Here is a 16774-nt window from a genome sequence, read left to right as displayed (position 1 = left end):
ACGCAGGTGCCCCCGGCTCGGGGGAACGGATTGGATCACCGGTTCGGTCCGGGACGGGCCGCGGGATTGGAGAGGACGAGATGAGCGACAGCGCCAGCACTCCCGCCGCCGGCAGCGCCGGCCCCGGCATCCGCAAGGTAACGGCGGAGCATCTGGCCGAGGCGGTGCGGCGCCTGCTGCGGGCCGCCGGCAGCGATGCCGACGAGGCGCGGATCGTCGCCGATCATCTGGTGGAGGCAAACCTGCGCGGGCATGACAGCCACGGCGTCGGCATGCTGGGGCTGTATATGGGCGCCATCGCCGGCGGCTTCCTGCGGCCCAACCAGCACGCGGCGGTGATCGGCGAGTCCGGCCCCTTCCTGGCGGTGGGCGGCGGCAACGGCTATGGGCAGGCGATCGCGCGGGAGGCGATGGACATCGCCATCGCGCGGGCGCGCCGCGACGGCTTGGCGGCGCTGTCGTTGCGCGACACCCACCATATCGGCCGGGTGGGATCCTATGGCGAGCAGTGCTCCGCCGCCGGGCTGGTCTGCATCGCCTTCGTCAATGTCGCGAGCCGGCCGATGGTGGCGCCGCATGACGGGCTGCGGGCACGGCTGGGCACCAACCCGATCTGCATCGCCGTTCCGGCGACGCAGGCCACCCCTGCCCTCGTGCTGGATTTCGCCACCAGCGCCGTCGCGGTCGGCAAGTGCCGGGTGGCGATGGCCAAGGGCCAGGAGATGGCGCCCGGCCTGGTGCTCGACGCACAGGGAAATCCAACACGCGACCCGGCGGTGATGTTCGAAGAGCCGACCGGCGCCCTGCTGCCGCTGGGCGGCCACAAGGGGTTCGGCCTCGCGCTGATGTGCGACGTGCTGGCCGGCGCGCTGGCTGCGGCCATGCCCGGCACGCCACCGCACCAGGAGGCGGCGCGGGTGATGAACAACATGTTCGCCATCGTCTTCGACCCGGCGCGCGGCGGCAACGCGCAGTGGGCGGACGGCGTGGACGACATCGTGGCCTATGTGCGGGACACCCCGGCGGCGGCAGGCACGGAAGGGGTGCTGTTGCCGGGCGAGCCGGAGCGGCGGACGCGGGCAGCGCGTCTGGCGGAGGGGATTCCGCTGAGCACGGCGACCATCGGGATGCTGGAGAGCCTGTGCGCGGAACGCGGGGTGGAAGTGGTGGGGCTGCTGGGGTGAGGCGCCGAGGACGGCTATCGCCTATGGCAATAATCGCCCTCTCCCGCCCTGGGAGAGGGAGCTACATGCGATCGCCCTGAGGCGCTGAGGGACGCGGCTTGACAACACCGGATACAGGCACACAGCCTCGTTGACGACTGTGGCCGGAAATCGGAAGCCGTGGTGCTTGCTGGTGGACATGCTCATGCCCGGCGATCCGATAACCACCCGGCGGGACTGGAGAGGAACTGATGATCGAAGGAACCCAAGGGTACGGCAACGATGCGCCGGCCCTGGCCGAACAGTATGAGAGCATCACGTTTGGCGATGTTCACCATGAGGTGATGCATCTCTTTCCCTCCCCACCGGCGCGGATCCTCGACGTCGGGGCTGGGTCGGGTCGCGACGCCGCAGCGCTCACCGTGATCGGCCACAGGGTCGTTGCCGTGGAGCCGACCGATGCGCTGCGACGGGAAGGAATGCGCCTTCATGGTGATAAACCCATTGAATGGATCGACGACCATCTTCCTGATCTCGCGCAGCTTCATCATCGAAAGGAGCGCTTCGACCTGATCCTTTTGACGGCTGTATGGATGCACCTGGACAGCGAGGAACGGCGAACAGCAATGAGATCGTTGGCGGGACTCCTCAATCCGCATGGCCGAATCAGCATGTCACTGCGCCATGGTCCGGTTCCTCAAGGACGGAGGATGTTCGAAGTCTCGGCGGCTGAAACAATTGAGCTTGCGGGTTTGCACGGGCTGAGCGAGGTCCATGTTGCAAAGCGAAACGATATGCTGGGGCGGTCAGACATCCACTGGACTTTTGTTGTTCTTGAGAGGGGGAGATGACTGCGGCGCTCCCCGGATCGTTCAGAGCTCTCCACCAGTGGCAGAATGTCCAGCGGTGGTGTCCAGTGCTGCTATCCGGCCCCTTTGTTGGTCGGCGGGGCGAGCCTACCTCCCTTTGCCAGAAGGCGCGCCCAACGCATCGGTCGAGGGGTGGTTCCTGATTACCCGCCAAACCGGGCGCCGCAATCCTGACAAGGCCAAGGGGTCCCGTCCGCCGGCTTCGGGCAACCGTGCCAAAATGCCGATGAATGATCCGGGCCAGCGTCCGCATCGAAATCATCATCCGTCATGATGGCTTCTCCGTTGGCCGGATGGAGGTGAACCGGGCGTTTCTGAAATCGTGAAGCAGACGGGAAGCCTCGGCCTCCGGTTTCTCGCAGTTCTTCAGGTGGCTCTCAGGCAGGTGGCTTTCAGGCAACCGGTACAGGCAGCCGTCGCGGGCGAAAACAAGATCGCCGCCATCCCAATCGGCCCAGTCACTTCCAGGGAGGTCAACCAGCACCCGTCCGTCACGATCGAGCACGCGATGGGTGAGGTCGTACCAGGCACCCTTCCGGCGCCCGATGGCATGAAGCAGTTCCTGCAGCCGCCGTCCGCCCACCCCCTCTTTCTCGACAATCTGCGGCGCTTCAAATGTGTAGAAGGCACCCGCCCGTCTCCCGCCCTTCCGACCCTTGCCCTCGGCGACCATGCGCCAGCCATCTCGGCTGCGTATGCACCAGTTGACCGGATTGTCCTCGCCACCACCGGACCTCTCTCCCAGCGGCTTCACCTGCATGCCCGCAGCCAGCCGGAAACCTTCGGCCAGTTCGAACCCGTTCGGATGGCTGACCATCCTATGGTTGAGAAGCAGCGTCTTCTCGTCCTCGAACATGCCGCCGCCGCCCCAGCCGTCACCCTTCGGCCATAGCGTCAGCGCGGTGAAGCAAGGGGGCACGGACAAGGCCGTCCAGCTTCCGTAAGGAGGGCGGTAGGTCGCCGCGAAGTAGACCAGCAGCCTGCCCGAGGGGGAGAGGTCGCACCGCCGTTCATAAATGCGGCCCTTGAACCACTGGCCATGCTCGAACGTGTCGTCACGCAAATCCCAGCGGATCAACTGGACGTGCCGGGACGGCCCACGCCGGAAGATCACTCCGGTGCGCGCATTCCGGGCAAGAATCGCATAGAGCCGCGTCGCGGAAGACTTGCCTGGGGATTCGGAAATGACCGCAGCCTCACCGGCTTCGCTGGCTGACGCGGTCCTCTTCGCCTCATCTTTCAATCGGCCGCCTCGCAAATGGCTGAATGCGTTTAATTTCCTGCTCCTTGAACAGACCATGTCCGTGCATCGAAGCGATGCCGGGATGGCACCGCGTCTCTTCCATGCCCGCCACCAGGATCTGCTGACAGGGTCCTTGGCAGGGGCCTTGGCAGGGTCTCCGATTGCCAAACACGCCTCAAGAGTGAATCGGACAACTGCCTTGCGGCACAAACGGCCGTCGAGATCCTGTGATCTGGTGAGCGATCACGCAACACTCTTGCTTCCCGTCACGTCCCTGCCCGTATGCGCTCGATGACGGCGCGGGTCGCCGCGGGCATCTGGCGTTGACGCGGATAGCAAATGTAGAAGCCTGGGAATGGGGCGCTCCACTGCTCCAGCAGGGATACCAGCCGGCCGGTCTGGATATGGCTTCGGACCGTCTCTTCGATGCAGAAGGCGATTCCAAGCCCGGCCAGTGCCATCTGCAGGGCCATCGGCTTGTCGTTGACGATCAGCCCACCGGAAGGCGTAATGGAGAACCACCGGCCGTTGTCGAAGAACTCCCAGGGAAAGGGATGCTGCTGACCAGGCCAGCGCCAGCAGATGCAGTCATGCGACAACAGCGCGCGCGGATGGTCCGGCGTCCCGTGACGGGAAAGATAATCGGGCGCCGCGACGGCGATCTGACGCAGCTCTCCGCCAAGGGGCAGGGCGATCATGTCCCGCGCAATGACCTCTCCTATCCGCAAGGCGAGATCGAAGCCGCCCGCGACGGGGTCATCCAAGCCATCATCCAAAGTGATGTCCAGCGTCACCTCGGGCAGATCGCGTCGCAGGTCCTGAAGGATCGGCAGGATGAACTTCTCTCCTGCCGAACGGAACGAGACGATGCGCACGATCCCCGACGGACGACCCGCCGCATCGCGGCTTTGGATCAGCGCGCGGTCGATCTCGTCAAGCGCCGGCCGCATCCGCTCCCGCAAGAGGAGCCCTGCGTCGGTCAGGGTGACCGTGCGGGTGGTCCGTTGGAAAAGCTGCTGCCCGAGATGGGCTTCCAGCGCCTTCACCGTCTGGCTGATGGCCGAGGACGTCATACCGAGTTCTTCGGCAGCGCGCGAAAAACTGAGGGTTTCGGCGACCGCCAGGAAGGCGCGGATGCGGGCAAAATCTGCGGGCTTCATGCGACGATTATGAAGCAAAGCTACGCAATGTTGTAAATACTCTCGGGATTATCGCGGCTCGCACCATGGCCTACCTTCAGCGGCGAAGGAGACATCCATGAAGCAAGCTCTTGAAAACCGGATCGCCTTGGTCACGGGTGCCGCCCGGGGGATCGGCCGGGCGACCGCCATGACGTTGCGCGCCCGTGGGGCGCTCGTCGTGGCCACAGACATCAGCGAGACAGTCCACGAGCTTTCCTCCGACGGCATCGTGACGCTGACGGGCGACATCGCCTTGGAGGAGACCGCCCGCCGCAGCGTCGCCTTGGCCCTCGAACGGTTCGGTGGCCTTGACATCCTCGTCAACAATGCCGGTCGGACGATGAACCGCCCGCTGATCGACATGACCATCGAAGATTGGGACAGCGTCATGTCGGTCAACGCGCGGGGTACGTTCCTCCATGCGCGCGAAGCAGTACGGGCGATGATCGCTGGTAACGGCGGAGCAATCGTCAACGTCGCATCCATCGTGGCGCAGGTCGCGATGAAAGATACGGCGGCCTACGCAGCCAGCAAGGGTGCGATTGCACAACTCACGAAGGTCATCGCGGTCGAATATGGGGATCGGAACGTCCGCGCCAACGCTGTCGCCCCAGGCGTCGTCGAGACGGACATCCTGGAGGACATCGTGCCGGACAGCCGCGCCACCCTGGCGAGCTATGGTCCGGCCCACCCCCTGGGCCGCGTCGGACAGCCGCAGGAAATCGCCGAAGTGATCGCTTTCCTCGCCTCTCCCGCGTCTGCCTTCATGACCGGTTCGCTGGTCACCGTGGATGGCGGTTTTACCGCTCTTTGAAAGGACAAATCATGCCCTCCATCCTCATCATCGGGGCCGAACGCGGCCTTGGGCTGGGACTTGCCGAAACACTGCATGCGCAAGGCTGGGACGTCACCGGGACGGCGCGTCCTGGTACCGATACCAATGCTCTCCAAGCGGTGGCGCGCGTTGCCCATGTGGACGTGACCCGTGCCGACCAGATCGAGCCCCTGCGCAGCGACCTCGACGGAATGTTCGACGTCATCTTCCTTGTGGCAGGCATCTACGGCCCCCTGCACAACTCGGTCACCGAGGCGACGGACTCCGAATTTGCCGAGATCATGCTGACCAATTGCTTCGGTCCGATCCGTCTGGCGCACCGCCTGCTGGACCGCCTTGCCCCCGACGGCACGCTTGCGGTGATGTCGTCCCATCGCGGCAGCATCGCGCTGAACACCGAGCCGGGACTGAAGCTTGACCTGTACCGCGCTAGCAAGGTCGCGCTCAACATGCTGGCCCGCACCATCCATGCCGATAACCCTCGGCTGACCGTGCTCTCGATCCATCCGGGATGGGCCGCAACCGCCATGGGTACGCTCGACGGCGCCATCGAAGCCGAGATATCCGTTCAAGAGAGCGTGGAGGGCATGGCGCAGGTTCTGGCCGCCCACAGGGGAAGTGGGCAAAACCTCTATCTCGACTGGAACGGGCAATCCCTGCCCTGGTAGGCGAACCGCCGATCGCGGACTTGTGGTTTCCGGCGCGAAGAGGACAGGCACCCGTCTGCTTCGGTTCATTAGAGCTTCGGGCGTTTAATCTGACGCGTATCCAGCGTGCTTGAGGTAGTTCGAGCATTCCTCGGGAGTGTAGAGGTCGCAGATGGAGCCGACGGCATTCCACAACTCTTCGATGGTGCGGGCTCCGATGCGGCGGAGGTGAGCCTTGAGCTTTGCGAAAGCCATCTCGATGGGATTAAGGTCGGGACTGTAGGGCGGCAGGAAGAGAAACCAAGCGCCGCGCTCCTTGAGAGTGGCCTTGGCCTTTTCGCTCTTATGGCAGGCCAGGTTGTCGAGAATGACGACGTCGCCCGGTCGCAGGGTCGGGGCGAGCTGGGTTTCGACATAGGTCTCGAAGAGAGCGCGGTTCATCGCGCCCTTGATGATCCAAGGAGCGGTCAGCCCGTCATGGCGCAGGGCGGCTATGAAGGTCTGGGTGCCCCAATGGCCGAAGGGCACCCTGGCTTTGAACCGCTGGCCGCGCTTTGCCCGCCCACGCAGCCGGGTCATCTTCGTGGTGGTGGCCGTCTCGTCGAGGAACACCAACCGGTCCGGCTCTTCACGCATCCGGGGCTGACGGTGGCTGCGCCATGTCCGGCGGTCCTCTGCGACGTCAGCGCGACCGGCCTCGCTCGCCAGCAGCGTTTTTTTTGACGCTGTAGCCACGGGTGAGCAGGAAACGCGACAGCGAAGCCGGGTGGGCCGTGACCCCGCGTTCAGCGTTCAGCTTGGCCGCCAGTTCGAGCATGGTGATGTCGCCTTGCTTCTCCACCCAGCCGATCAGGAAATCGGCATGTGGCGCCAGCTTGCCGCCACCGGGCGGACGCCCCTGCCGGGCCGGGGCCAGCGAACCCGTCGCCGCCATCCGCTGGGCGAGCCGTATGCTCGTGCTCGCGCTCACACCGAACCGCTGCGCAGCCGCCCGACGCGAACCGCCTTGTTCGATCTCTCCGTAAATCCGAACCCGAAGGTCCGACGAGTAGCTACGACCCATGATCCACCTCCATATACGGTGAATCACGACAGACGGTCTGGCGCAACCCTCGATTCGGATTTCAAGCGAGAGGCTCTAGCGGGTGGAAAAGACAACCCGCTTCTGGGCAGACGTGCCCACACGAGGAGGCGCCAGAGGAGGCGCCAGAGGAGGCGCCAGAGGAGGCGCCAGAGGAAGCGGCCCCCGGAGAAAGCCGCTCCCCCCGCGAAGCGCCTCAATGCGCCTCTTCCCAATTGTTCCCGATCCCGGCCTCGGCCACCAGCGGCACGCCGAGATGCGCCGCGCCCTCCATCACCCCGCGAACGATCCGCGCCGCCTCTTCCGCCTCGGCCTCCGGCACCTCGAACAGCAGTTCGTCATGCACCTGCAGCAGCATCCGCGCATTGCTGCCGGCCGCGGCCAGGGCGGCCGGCATGCGGTTCATGGCGCGCTTCATGATGTCGGCGGCGGTGCCCTGGATCGGGGCGTTGATGGCCTGGCGCTCGGCGAAGGAGCGGCGGGCGGCGTTCTTGTCCTGGATGCCGGGCATGAAGCAGCGGCGGCCGAACAGGGTCACCACGTAGCCGTTCTGGCGGGCAAAGGCCTTGGTCGCCTCCATCCAGGTCTTCAGCTCGTGGAAGCGCTCCAGATAGGCCTTGATGAAGGTGTTGGCCTCGCCGGGGGCAATGCCGAGCTGGCGGCCCAGGCCGAAGCCGGAGATGCCGTAGATGATGCCGAAATTGATCGCCTTGGCCTTGCGGCGGATGTCCGGGGTCATCTGGTCGAGCGGGATTCCGAACACCTGGGCGGCGGTGGCGGCGTGAATGTCCAGCCCGTCGCGGAAGGCGTCCTTCAGCGCCTTGATGTCGGCCATCTCCGCCACCAGCCGCAGCTCGATCTGCGAATAGTCGACGCTCAGCAGCTTGTGGCCGGCCGACGCCACGAAGGCGCGGCGGATCTTCTTGCCCTCCTCGGTGCGCACCGGGATGTTCTGCAGGTTGGGGTCGGTGGACGACAGCCGGCCGGTGTTGGTCGCCGCCAGGGCGAAGGCGGTGTGGACGCGGCCGGTGACCGGCGAGATCTTCTCCTGCAGCGCGTCGGTGTAAGTGCTCTTCAGCTTGGCGAGCTGGCGCCAGTCCAGCACGCGCTGGGCGATGGTGTGGCCCTGCTCCGCCAGGTCCTCCAGCACGCTGCTGTCGGTGGAATAGGCGCCGGTCTTGCCCTTCTTGCCGGTGCCGAGCTTCATCACGTCGAACAGCACCTCGCCCAACTGCTTGGGCGAGCCGATGTTGAAGGTCTGGCCGGCCAGCGCGTGGACCTCCTTCTCGATCTCCGCCAGGCGGACGGACAGGTCCTGCGACAGGCGCGCCAGCGCCGCCTTGTCGATGTGGACGCCCTCGCGCTCCATGTCGGCGACCACCGGGACCAGCGGGCGGTCCAGCGTCTCGTAGACGGTGACCATGCGGTCGTCGACCAGCCGCGGCTTCAGCAGCGTCCACAGGCGCAGCGTGATGTCGGCGTCCTCGGCGGCGTAGGCCAGCGCCTTGTCCAGCGGCACGCGGTCGAAGGTGATCTGGTTCTTGCCGGTGCCGCAGACCTCCTTGAAGGGGATCGGCGTGTAGGCGAGGTGAAGTTCGGCCAGTTCATCCATGCCGTGGCCGTGCGAGCCGCCTTCCAGCACGTAGGAGATCAGCATGCTGTCGTCGACCGGCGCCACTTTGATGCCCTGGCGGGCGAAGAGCTGGTGGTCGAACTTGAAATTGTGGCCGATCTTCAGGACCGACGGGTCCTCCAGCACGTCCTTCAGCATCGCCATCGCGTCCGCCACCGGGATCTGCTCGGGCGGCGGCGGGGCGTCGAAGTCGAGCTGGCCGGCGGCGGCAGCGGCGGCGACATGGGCGAGCGGGATGTAGCAGGCGATGCCGGGCTCGGTCGACAGCGACACGCCGACCAGGGTGGCGGTGGCCGGGGTCAGGCTGTCGGTCTCGGTGTCGACCGCCAGCACGCCGGTCTCGCGGGCACGCTCGACCCAGCGGCGCAGGGCGTCGGCGTCCTGCACCAGCTCGTAGCGCACCTCCGGCACGGTGAGCACGGTCTTGCGGGCCGGGCGGGACTCAGCCGGGGCTTCGGTGGCGGCGGCGGTGGCGGCAGTGGCGGCAGTGGCGGTGGAACCGGCGGCCGGAGAGCGGGCCGGCGTGCCGGCGGCGGGCACGGCATGGGACAGGCCGGCGGAGGCGCCGTCGGCGATGCGGCCGTCCTTCTGCATCTCCATCTCGACGCGCGAGACGATGCTGCGGAAGCCCTGGGCGCGCAGGAAGTCGATCAGCTTCTGGTGGTCGGGCTCGCGGACGCGCAGTTCCTCCAGCGGCCGGGGCGGCGGCACCTGGTCGTCGAGCAGCACGAGGCGGCGGGAGACGCGCGCCTGGTCGGCGAAGTCGATCAGCTTCTGGCGGCGGGCCGGCTGCTTGATCTGCCCGGCGTTGGCCAGCAGGGATTCCAGGTCGCCATACTCGGTGATGAGCTGTGCGGCGGTCTTGACGCCGATGCCGGGCACGCCGGGGACGTTGTCGACGCTGTCGCCGGCCAACGCCTGGACGTCGACCACCTTCTCCGGCGGCACGCCGAACTTCTCGAACACCTCGTCGGGGCCGATCGCCTTGTTCTTCATCGGGTCGTACATGCCGACGCCGGGGCGGACGAGCTGCATCAGGTCCTTGTCCGACGAGACGATGGTGACCGGCCGGCCGGCGGCCTCGGCCAGCCGGGCGTAGGTGGCGATCAGGTCGTCGGCCTCGAAGCCCTCCAGTTCCAGGCAGGGCAGGCAGAAGGCCTCGGTCGCCTCGCGGATCAGGGCGAACTGCGGCTTCAGCTCCTCCGGCGGCTCCGGGCGGTGGGCCTTGTAGTCGGGGTAGAACTCGTTGCGGAAGTTCAGGCGCTTGCTGTCGAAGACGACGGCGACCGCCTCGGCCTTCACGTCGGCCAGCAGCTTCAGCAGCATGTTGGAGAAGCCCAGCACCGCGTTGACCGGCGTGCCGTCGGGACGCGTCAGCATCGGCAGGGCGTGGAAGGCGCGGAAGATGAAGCCGGACCCGTCGACCAGGTACAGGCCGCTGCGGTCGCCGGCCGGGGCGGCCGCGGTGGAGGCTGCGCTGCTGTCGGTGGCGGCGGTGTCGGTCATGGCGTCTCTCGTCCCTTCCTTCGCGGGCGCTACCATCGCCGAAGGCCGGCCGGGAGTCGAGTGCGCAGACCACGTGCGCAGACCAGGGGTGCGGCGCCCTCGCGTCAGCCGGCGCCGTCCTCGACGGTGCTGCCGACCACCGGGCCGACGAAGGCGTAGCCGACGCCGTGCACCGCCTGGATCGGCAGCGGGCAGCCGCTGCGCTCCTCGACCTTGATGCGCAGGCGGCGGACCAGCGAATCGATGGAGCGGCTGTAGGGGTCCCAGTCGCGGCCGGTCAGGGCGACCGAGATGTCCTGCCGGCTCACCGGCTCGCCGGGAGCGGCGATCAGCAGGGCCAGGAACTTGTATTCGGTGGCGGTCAGCGCCACGGCGTCGCCGTCCGGCGGACGGATGCGCCATTCGACGTCGTCGAACATCCAGGCCTTGCGCGGCTCGCCGGCCGGGCCGGGATCGGGCGCCGCCGGCACCGCGGCCGGCGCCGCACCGTTCTGCATGCGCCGCATCAGCGCCTTGACCTGGGCCTCGACCTCGCGGAAGTCGACCGGCTTGACCATGTAGATGTCGGCGCCGAGCTCCAGCCCGATCACCCGGTCGATCAGCCCCGACCGCGCGGTCAGCATGATGATGGCGGCGCCGGACACGGCGCGCACGCGCCGGGCGATGGAGAAGCCATCCTCGTCCGGCAGGTTGACGTCGAGGACGATGACGTCGGCGGGGCCGTCGTCGAGCAGATGGTCCAGTTCCGACCCCCGCGAGGCGCCCCTGACCTCGAACCCGCAACGGTCGAGATATTCGACAAGGTCGTCGCGCAGATCGGCTTCGTCTTCGACCACAATGATGCGGGCCACGGTCGGCAAGGTCCTTCGATACACAAACGTATGAGGATATATTAGACGCCTCGGCGGGGTGAGCCAACCCAAACCGGTTCCGCGCGTTGGGGCCTACCTGTCGTGCAGGTAGCGGTCGCCGACGGTGTCGGCGTAGCGGGCGATCGCGGCGCGGTCGATGGCGTCGATCCGGCCGGCCGTCTTCAACCCGGCGAAGCAGCGGTCGAAGTCGGCGCGCAGCGCGTCGTCGCGGAACATCAGGTGATAGGGCGTCGGCGGGAAGATGGCGGTGAACTGCACCGGCTGGCCCGGATCGAAGGGCAGCCCGCCGGCCGCCTTCGCCTTCTCCTGGAGCTGGCGGTTGTATTCGGCGAAGATCAGCCCGTCGGCCAGCACGGCGTCGACCCGGCCGGCGAACAGCAGGTTGGAATGCACCATCTGGTCGGCGCGCTCGCGGAAATCGCCGAAGCTGGGGATGGCGTCGCGCAGGCCGGGCAGCACGTCGGGGGCGCCGGCGAAGGTGACCACGCGCTTGCCCGCCAGGTCGGCGAGCGTGCGCACCGTCAGCCCGCTGCTCTTCAGCACCGAGGCGCCGTTCTGGTAGCGGATGTAGGCGACGGAGCGCGAGCCCGGCATCTCCATGCCGTCCGGCACCGTGGTGACGGCGTCGACCGCCGCACCGCCGCGGAAGTCGATCCAGTGGCGGCCGAAGGGCACCACCTTGAACTGGGCCTGATGGCCGCAGGCGGCCAGCGTCTCGGCGATGATCGACGCCTCGCGCCCCGTGCCGTCGGCGGCCATCATCGGCGGCAGCTCCGGCGCCAGCACCGTCACCGGCCGGGCCGAAGCCGGCGCGGCGAGGCCCGGCAAGGCGGCCACGGCGACCGCGATGGCCCTGGCGGCCCTGGCGGCCCCGGCGGTCCCGGCGGCCATGAACCCGAACGAACGCCAGACCCGTCCCGCCATCCCCTGCCCTCCGTGTTGACCCGCGCCGCCTCGCGCACCGGTCGCGGCAGGCCGGGAGGGTAGCACGGACCGCGGCGACGCCGTCCAGTGAAAGCTGGTGCACCAAAGGCTTTGCACAGGAGTCGCGAGGCGGTTCTGTTTCTTTTTGTCACAGACCGGCGTGTTTCGTTTCAGCCGGTCGCCGCTTGCCGCACCTTACACGCACACATGACAATCGTGATAATCACTGCCGCATGTTCTTTCACATCGTTTAAAACGAACGTGCTATATGTGGACCTGCCCGCCATACGGATATGGTCCGCCCAAGGGCGTCACGACTGTCCGTATGCTGCACGCGGGAGTGGTTTTATTGACGGGTTTTTGCAGATCGCGCGTCCGGACGGGCGGCCCCTTGCGGGCCGTGCCGCGGAGTCCATGAACGGGCATGCCGGGAACGGCCGGCTGAGGAGGATGTGGATGAGCGTCACGGGATGGGAAGACGCCGACTCCTATACGCTTCGCGGCTCCGGCCCCCGCGGCACGGACGACGAGGCCGGCCGCGCCGGCGGCTCCTCGCTGCTGACCCGCGTCATCCTGATGATCGTCGGCTGCACGCTGCTGGTCGGCATGATCGCCATGGGCGTCTCCTCGGTGCTGGTCGGACGGCAGCAGCGCGAGGCGCTGGCCCACCGGGCGGCGCTGATCGGCACGCTGCAGGCGGCCTCGCTGGGGCCGGCGGTGTGGGAGTACGACACCCGCGCGGTCGAGGCGATGTTCGGCAGCCTGCTGGCCGAGGACCCGGCGGTGCGCAGCGTCAAGGTGTGGGCCGCCACCGGCGGCCGCGCCCCCCACAGCGAGCCGATGGCGGCGCTGGAGCGCCCGGCCGGCCGGGCCGAGCTGACCACGGTGGAGCGGCCGGTCAGCATCGTCGACCGCAACGGCGAGCGCACGGTGGTCGGCATGCTGCGCCTGAGCTATTCGCTGGAGGAGGCCGACAGCGCCACCCTGACGGCGCTGGCGCCGATGGCGGGGCTGGTGTTCTTCTCGCTGCTGGCGGTCATCGGCATGATCAGCGTCCTGCTGAACCGGCTGGTGCTGGCGCCTCTGGCGCGGCTGACCCGCTCGGCCGGGGCGATCGCCGCCGGCGACTACCGCGTCCGGCTGCGCAACCGCCGCGCCGACGAGATCGGCCAGCTCACCGTCGCCTTCAACCACATGGCCGAGACGGTCCACGACTACACCGAGCGGCTGGAGCAGCGCGTCGCCGAGCGGACCGACGAGCTGCACCGCTCCAGCGAGCAGCTCGCCGTGGTCAACCGGCAGGTGATGGACAGCATCCAGTACGCCAGCCTGCTGCAGTCGGCGATCCTGCCCGACGAGCGGGCGATGGCGCGGCGGCTGGACGGCGTCTGTGTGCTGTGGCGGCCGCGCGACGTGGTCGGCGGCGACTTCCACATCTTCCGCGAGCTGGAGGGCGGGCGCTTCCTGGTCGGCGTCGCCGACTGCTCGGGCCACGGCGTGCCGGGCGCCTTCATGACCATGATGGTGTCGGCGGTGCTGGACCACGTGCTGTCGGAGATCCCCGACAGCGACCCGGCGGCGATCCTCGGCAGCCTGAACCGCATGGTGCGCGCCGCGCTGGCGCGCGGGCGCGACAATCCGCGCTTCGACAACGGGCTGGACATCGGGCTGTGTCTGGTGCGGCCGGACCGGGGCGACCTGCTGTTCGCCGGCGGGCGCATCGGCCTGCACATCGTCGACGAGGCCGGAGAGGGCGCGGTGAGCGAGGTGAAGGGCGACGCGCAGAGCCTGGGCTACCGCCGCTCCGACGGCGACCACCGCTTCGCCACCCACCGGGTCGAGCTGGCGGCCGGCCGCAGCTTCTACCTGACCACCGACGGCTTCCTCGACCAGGCCGGCGGGCCGCGCGGCTTCGGTTTCGGCAACCGCCGCTTCAACGCCCTGCTGCTGGAGCATCGCGGGCTGCCGATGGCGGAGCGCCGTGCCGCCTTCGTGCAGGCGCTGGCCGACCACCAGGGCGACCGGCCGCAACGCGACGACATCACGCTGGTCGGCTTCGCGCCGGCCGCAACTCCCTCTTCCCACCCGTAAGGCAGGTTTCCAAGGCACGATGAAAGGCAACGAACTCTTCAACCTGCAAGAGCTTCTGTCGCGGCAGAAGCTGCTGATCTGCTTCAGCGGGCCGTTCAGCCACAGCGTCATCGAAGAGCTGGGCAAGGCGGTCCGCAACCACCTGGAGAACGAGCGGATCGAGAAGTCGGCGATCATGGACGTCTTCTCGGTCTATGTGGAGCAGGCGCAGAACGTCCGCAACTACGCCGCCTCGCGCGAGGCGCAGGGCCGGCCGATCCCGGCCAACAGCGGCATCGTCGTCATCGGCAAGGACGAGGACCATTACGTGGTCAGCTCCGGCAACCTGGTGGAGCGCGACGACGCCGAGGGGCTGGAGGCGATGCTGGAGAAGCTGCGCGGGCTGGACAAGGCGGGGCTGAAGGCAGCCTACAAGGAACAGTCGCGCAAGCCGCGCGACGCGGCGGCCAACGGCGCCGGGCTGGGGCTGATCGACATGGCGCGCAAGGCCAGCCGGCCGCTCGACTACTCGCTGCGCGAGGTCGACGACACCTATTTCTTCTTCAGCCTGGAAGTACAGCTTTAAGTCCAGCGATAAGACCGACGGAACACGAATAATGGACAGTTTGCGGATCGAGGCAACCTCCTGCTCGCCCCTGATCGATTTCGATGCCGCCGCCGGCGTGCTGCGGATCGAGGGCGAATCCTACCCGGAGAATTCCTTCGACTTCTATGCCCCGGTGTTCACCTGGCTGGAGGAGTTCCTGAAGGAGCCGGCGCCGCCGGTGGTGCTGGAGATCGGCCTCAGCTACCTCAACACCAGCAGCATCAAGTGCATGATCGACGTGCTGGAGATGCTGGACGGCGCCCACCAGAAGGGCCACACGGTGTCGGTGCGCTGGCACTACGACAGCGACAACGACCGGGCGCTCGACATGGCCGAGGAGTTCGCCGAGGACGTGTCGCTTCCCTTCGAAATCCTGGCGCACTAGTCACCCGAGATGCCGATGCGGTCCCAGGAGCAGGAACTTCGTCAGTGGGTGCAGCGGCTGGCCGACGACCCGGCCAATGCCGGAAACCCGCTGCTGCCCGAATTGCTTGGCCTGGCGGAGAAGCATGGCAAGCTGCTGCGCCAGTTCCGCAAGATCGCCAAGATCAGCGACCGGCTGCAGACCGAGACCAAGGAGATGGCGCGCGAGCAGCGCCAGTTCGTCCTGATGGTCGGGCACGAGTTCCGCACGCCGCTGGCGATCATCGACAGCGCCTCGCAGATGCTGGAGCTGGAGCCCAAGCTGCCGGCGTCGGCGGTGCCGCGGGTGGTCAAGATCCGCAACGCCGTGCAGCGGATGCTGCACCTGATCGGGCGCTGCCTGACCGACGAGCGGCTCGGCCCCGGCACCGCCCGGCGGTCGGCGGCGGTCGACCTGTCGGCGCTGCTGCGCTGCGTCGCCGGCGAGGTCGGCAGCGGCAGCGCCGTCCACCGCATCGAGCTGGCCGGCGCCGAGCGGCCGGTGCCGGTGCCGGGCGACCGCGACCTGCTGGCCGTCGTCTTCTCCAACCTGCTGGAGAACGCGGTCAAGTACTCGCCCAACGGCGGCACGGTGCGCCTGACGCTGGCGGTCGCCGACGGCCAGGCCACGGTGCAGGTGGCCGACGACGGCATCGGCGTCAACGCCGCCGACGCGGCCCGGCTGTTCGACAAGTATTTCCGCGCCTCCAACGCCGCCGGCACCACCGGGGCCGGGCTGGGGCTGCATCTGGCGCGCTGTATCGTCGACTCGCACGGCGGCACCATCGCGGTGGCGAGCGAGCCGGCGCGCGGATCCGTCTTCACCGTCCGCCTGCCGACGGCGGCGCAGGCGGTCCAGGCGGCCGGGGCGGAAACGGCCGAGGTGCCGGCATGACGGCAGGTGGACCGGGGGCGCCCCCGGACGGGCACTGCGCGCCGCCCCGGGGGACCGAGCGGGGAATCAGGCGGGTGATCGGGCGTGGAACTGGGCGTGGATCCGGGTGTGGATCCGGGCGGGGGACGGCGGGCATGATCGCGCAGGAGCAGAAGGTCCAGGACTGGATCCGCCGGCTGTCGGAGACCGCGGACTATGCCGGCCACCCGCTGATGGCCGAGTTCCGGGCGCTCGCCGGCGAGCACCTGAAGCTGATGCGGCAGCTCACCAAGATCGCCAAGATCAGCGACCACATCCAGACCGACGCCCGCCGCATGACGCTGGCGCTGCACACGGCCTCGCTGACCGACCCGCTGACCGACCTGCCCAACCGACGCCACATGATCGAGCGGCTGGAAGCCGAGCTGGCACAGGACGCCCACCGGGATGGCGGGGCCGGAGGTGCAGGCGGGCTGGCGCTGATCATGCTGGACATCGACCATTTCAAGGCGGTCAACGACGAGCTGGGCCACGCGGTCGGCGACCTCGTGCTGGTGGAGCTGGCCAGCCTGCTGCGCCGGAACCTGCGCGGGAACGACCTGTGCGCCCGCTGGGGCGGCGAGGAGTTCCTGATCCTGCTGGCCGGCGCCAACCAGAGCCAAGCCGAGACGGTCGCCGAGAAGCTGCGCGAGCTGGTCGAGCGGCATGCCGTCCTCTATGGCGAGCGGGTCGTCAGGGTGACGCTCAGCCTGGGCGTCGCCACCCACCGGGCGGGCTGGAGCGCCGACGCCAGCATCCAAGCGGCCGACGACGCGCTCTACGCCGCCAAGCGCGCCGGGCGCAACCGCTGGGCGGCGGCGTAGCACG

15 protein-coding genes are annotated in these 16774 nt (G+C 68.0%); 9 read left to right on the top strand and 6 right to left on the bottom strand.

Going from position 1 to position 16774, the window contains the following annotated elements; translation table 11 throughout:
* Positions 1–80 precede the first annotated feature (80 nt).
* Together J2850_RS16330 and J2850_RS16325 are read left to right on the top strand one after the other, a co-directional pair.
* Positions 81–1184, top strand: coding sequence for a malate/lactate/ureidoglycolate dehydrogenase (locus tag J2850_RS16330; RefSeq protein ID WP_209983507.1), 1104 nt, complete (start codon positions 81–83; stop codon positions 1182–1184).
* Positions 1185–1414: 230 nt separating this feature from the next.
* Entirely contained in the window at positions 1415–2014 is a 600-nt protein-coding gene (locus J2850_RS16325) for a class I SAM-dependent methyltransferase (protein ID WP_209983506.1), read from the top strand.
* Positions 2015–2300: 286 nt separating this feature from the next.
* Here J2850_RS16325 and J2850_RS16320 read toward each other — a convergent pair whose 3' ends face one another.
* Together J2850_RS16320 and J2850_RS16315 are read right to left on the bottom strand one after the other, a co-directional pair.
* Complete coding sequence (locus J2850_RS16320) at positions 2301–3275, bottom strand: hypothetical protein (protein ID WP_209983504.1); 975 nt, start codon at positions 3273–3275, stop codon at positions 2301–2303.
* A 266-nt stretch (positions 3276–3541) separates the two neighbouring features.
* On the bottom strand, positions 3542–4435 hold the full coding sequence (locus J2850_RS16315) for a LysR family transcriptional regulator (protein ID WP_209983502.1): 894 nt from the start codon (positions 4433–4435) through the stop codon (positions 3542–3544).
* 97 nt (positions 4436–4532) lie between these two features.
* Between J2850_RS16315 and J2850_RS16310 the strand changes: the two genes are divergently transcribed.
* Complete coding sequence (locus J2850_RS16310) at positions 4533–5270, top strand: SDR family NAD(P)-dependent oxidoreductase (RefSeq protein ID WP_209983500.1); 738 nt, start codon at positions 4533–4535, stop codon at positions 5268–5270.
* A gap of 11 nt (positions 5271–5281) precedes the next feature.
* Positions 5282–5959 carry an SDR family oxidoreductase gene (locus J2850_RS16305; protein ID WP_209983498.1) on the top strand — a complete coding sequence of 226 codons (678 nt, stop codon included), beginning with the start codon at positions 5282–5284 and terminating at the stop codon, positions 5957–5959.
* An 84-nt stretch (positions 5960–6043) separates the two neighbouring features.
* Here the strand turns inward: J2850_RS16305 and J2850_RS16300 are convergent.
* The 4 genes from J2850_RS16300 to J2850_RS16285 form a co-directional block, all read right to left on the bottom strand.
* Positions 6044–7001 (bottom strand): IS630 family transposase gene (locus J2850_RS16300; RefSeq protein ID WP_209983496.1). Its coding sequence is split into 2 segments (ribosomal slippage): positions 6044–6671 and positions 6670–7001, totalling 960 coding nucleotides; the frame shifts between segments, so codons are not numbered across the junction.
* A gap of 214 nt (positions 7002–7215) precedes the next feature.
* Complete coding sequence (gene polA, locus J2850_RS16295; RefSeq protein WP_209983494.1) at positions 7216–10158, bottom strand: DNA polymerase I; 2943 nt, start codon at positions 10156–10158, stop codon at positions 7216–7218.
* Positions 10159–10262: 104 nt separating this feature from the next.
* Entirely contained in the window at positions 10263–11009 is a 747-nt protein-coding gene (locus tag J2850_RS16290) for a response regulator transcription factor (RefSeq protein ID WP_209983492.1), read from the bottom strand.
* 93 nt (positions 11010–11102) lie between these two features.
* Positions 11103–11954, bottom strand: coding sequence for a substrate-binding periplasmic protein (locus J2850_RS16285; protein WP_246513127.1), 852 nt, complete (start codon positions 11952–11954; stop codon positions 11103–11105).
* Positions 11955–12410: 456 nt separating this feature from the next.
* Between J2850_RS16285 and J2850_RS16280 the strand changes: the two genes are divergently transcribed.
* The 5 genes from J2850_RS16280 (at position 12411) to J2850_RS16260 (ending at position 16770) form a co-directional block, all read left to right on the top strand.
* Positions 12411–14045 carry a SpoIIE family protein phosphatase gene (locus tag J2850_RS16280; protein WP_209983491.1) on the top strand — a complete coding sequence of 545 codons (1635 nt, stop codon included), beginning with the start codon at positions 12411–12413 and terminating at the stop codon, positions 14043–14045.
* A gap of 19 nt (positions 14046–14064) precedes the next feature.
* Positions 14065–14610, top strand: a complete 546-nt coding sequence (locus J2850_RS16275) for a SiaB family protein kinase (protein ID WP_209983489.1) — start codon at positions 14065–14067, stop codon at positions 14608–14610.
* 31 nt (positions 14611–14641) lie between these two features.
* Complete coding sequence (gene siaC / locus J2850_RS16270; protein ID WP_209983486.1) at positions 14642–15016, top strand: biofilm regulation phosphoprotein SiaC; 375 nt, start codon at positions 14642–14644, stop codon at positions 15014–15016.
* Between the two features lie 15 nt (positions 15017–15031).
* Positions 15032–15928 (top strand): sensor histidine kinase, encoded by an 897-nt coding sequence (locus J2850_RS16265; RefSeq protein ID WP_246513126.1) that lies wholly within the window; start codon positions 15032–15034, stop codon positions 15926–15928.
* A gap of 134 nt (positions 15929–16062) precedes the next feature.
* On the top strand, positions 16063–16770 hold the full coding sequence (locus tag J2850_RS16260; protein ID WP_246513125.1) for a diguanylate cyclase: 708 nt from the start codon (positions 16063–16065) through the stop codon (positions 16768–16770).
* The last annotated feature ends 4 nt before the right edge of the window (positions 16771–16774 follow it).

The sequence above is a fragment of the Azospirillum picis genome (assembly GCF_017876115.1).
Lineage (GTDB): Bacteria > Pseudomonadota > Alphaproteobacteria > Azospirillales > Azospirillaceae > Azospirillum > Azospirillum picis.
Note: the sequence above shows the minus strand (reverse complement) of the source record. Positions and strands in the feature narration are given on the sequence as shown.